This window comes from Magnetospirillum sp. LM-5 (assembly GCF_902729445.1).
Taxonomy (GTDB): Bacteria; Pseudomonadota; Alphaproteobacteria; order Rhodospirillales; family Magnetospirillaceae; genus Magnetospirillum.
In genome coordinates this window covers 1-2,005 of record NZ_CACVCE010000071.1, presented here as the reverse complement: position 1 = coordinate 2,005, position 2,005 = coordinate 1, and the positions used below count along the sequence as shown (strand labels likewise).

The window sequence follows — 2,005 nt, the reverse complement described above, 5'->3', positions numbered from 1 at the left end:
TTTCCTTCATACGACGAGCTTAGAGAGGCGGATATGGCATTAGGCGACGCGAATGTTGGTTCGGCCCCTGGGGTCGACTTCAGTGCGCTGCAACGGGTGAAGCAGTCGGAGGAGCTGCTTGCCCAGTTGTACGTGGTGGAGGAGACGCCTCGTCGTTTGGGGCGTGGGCCGGTGCACGCTCTTATGGTCATATCGGTTTTGTCGGTTGTTGCGTTCATCGCGACGTTGCTGATGCGCTACAACACCTTCGTGACCATGTCGGAAGACACGCAGGCGAAGCGGTCCAATTACGAGGTGATGATCCAGCGCCGGGACAATCTGTTCGGCAATCTTGTGAAGCTGACGCTGAACCATGCGGCATTGGAGCACTCGATCTTCTCGCATACCTCGGACAAGCGGACCGAGGGCGTTGAGGCGGGCAAGGGCGGCCCTATCGGCTCGGCGCTGGAGCAGCTGATGAAGCAGGGCGGGATCGGCAAGCTTCTGGGCGATATTGGGGGCGGCAAGGCGCTGCTGGGGGCCGACGGAGGCTTCGGCAATGCGCTGGGCCGTTTGATGGCGGTGGTGGAGCAGTATCCGACCATCCAGTCGGTGGACACCTACAAGCATATGATGACGTCGCTGGTGGAGATGGAAGACCGCATCGCGACGCGTCGGGAGGATTACAACGCCGCTGCCTCGACCTACAACATCGAGATCACCAAGTGGCCGTGGAACTATCTGGCGTTCATCACCGGGTTCAAGCGGGCGGAGTATTTCCAGGAAAAGCCGGCGGGCGACACGCCGATCATCACGCCGCAGCTGTTCCAGGAACTGTTGCCTCTCAACCATGCGCAGGACATCAAGAAATGATCTGGACGGCGGTGATCAAGGGGAGCGCGCTGGTGACCTTCGTGCAGGGCGCCATGGTGCTGGTGGACAAGATCTTCGGCGAGGAGATCTTGCCGCACCGGATCTACAGCAGCGCGGAAGCCTCGCAATTGCTGGGGGTGGACCGTCTCGAGGTGCTGGGCCTGATTCGTTCGGGGACGATCAAGGCGAAGAAGGTGGGTGATAATTATCGTATCCTGGGCTCCAATCTTGTGGATTACATGAACCGATGAAGTTCGAAAATTGCAGGGATTGCCGCGAGGAAGTGGTGTGGTGGGCCTTTACCGCCGACATCTGCATGACCCTGTTCAAGGGGGTCCTCGGGCTGATGAGCGGCAGCGTGGCGCTGGTGGCGGATTCGTTGCATTCCGGGGCGGACGTGGTGGCCAGCGGGGTGACCCAGCTCAGCTTGAAGATTTCGAACAAGCCGGCGGATGAGCGCTATCCGTTCGGCTACGGCAACATCCAATACATCTCGTCGTCCATCGTGGGCTCCTTGCTGCTGATCGGGGCCAGCTTCTTGATGTACGGCTCGGTGATGAAGCTGATCTCGGGGACCTACGAGGCGCCGAGCATCTTCGCGGCGGTTGGGGCGTCGGTGACGGTGATCGTCAACGAGCTGATGTATCGCTACCAGATCTGCGTGGGCAACGAAAACAACAGCCCGGCCATCATCGCCAATGCCTGGGACAACCGGTCCGACGCCATCTCGTCGGCGGCGGTGATGGTCGGCGTGATCGCCTCGGTGATCGGCTTTCCCATCGCCGACACCATCGCGGCCATCGGCGTCTCGGCCCTGGTGGGACGCATCGGCCTGGAACTGATCGGAACCTCGATCCACGGCCTGATGGACAGCTCGGTGGATACGGAATTGCTGCAGACCGCCTGGCAGGTGGCCATGGACACGCCCATGGTCCACAGCATCTATTTCCTGCGCGGTCGCCATGTGGGCGAGGACGTGCAGTTCGACATCCGCCTGCGCGTCGATCCCAATCTGCGCATCAAGGACAGTTCCATGGTGGCCGAGGCGGTACGCCGGCGCATCCAGGAGGAAATCCCCCACGCCCGCGACATCCGCCTGTTCGTCAGCCCGGCACCCGCCGCCGCGGCACGGGCCTGACCGAGAGAGGGGCGG

Annotated in this window: 3 protein-coding genes; all 3 read left to right on the top strand. The window is 61.6% G+C overall.

Going from position 1 to position 2,005, the window contains the following annotated elements:
* Positions 1-852, top strand: an 852-nt coding sequence (gene mamQ / locus MTBLM5_RS17310) for a magnetosome protein MamQ (protein ID WP_152427090.1), incomplete at its 5' end; no start/stop codon positions are given.
* Positions 849-1,103, top strand: a complete 255-nt coding sequence (mamR, locus tag MTBLM5_RS17305) for a magnetosome protein MamR (protein WP_068495891.1) — start codon at positions 849-851, stop codon at positions 1,101-1,103. The genes mamQ and mamR, both read left to right, overlap by 4 nt.
* Positions 1,100-1,990: a magnetosome biogenesis CDF transporter MamB gene (mamB, locus tag MTBLM5_RS17300; protein ID WP_008622631.1), complete on the top strand. Its 891-nt coding sequence runs from the start codon at positions 1,100-1,102 to the stop codon at positions 1,988-1,990. Before mamR ends, mamB begins: the two co-directional genes overlap by 4 nt.
* The last annotated feature ends 15 nt before the right edge of the window (positions 1,991-2,005 follow it).

What these genes read in the sequence shown, in the direction of transcription:
- mamB (WP_008622631.1), top strand. Translation starts at nt 1,100, where the DNA reads ATGAAGTTCGAAAATTGCAGGGATTGCCGCGAGGAAGTGGTGTGGTGG.
- mamR (WP_068495891.1), top strand. Translation starts at nt 849, where the DNA reads ATGATCTGGACGGCGGTGATCAAGGGGAGCGCGCTGGTGACCTTCGTG.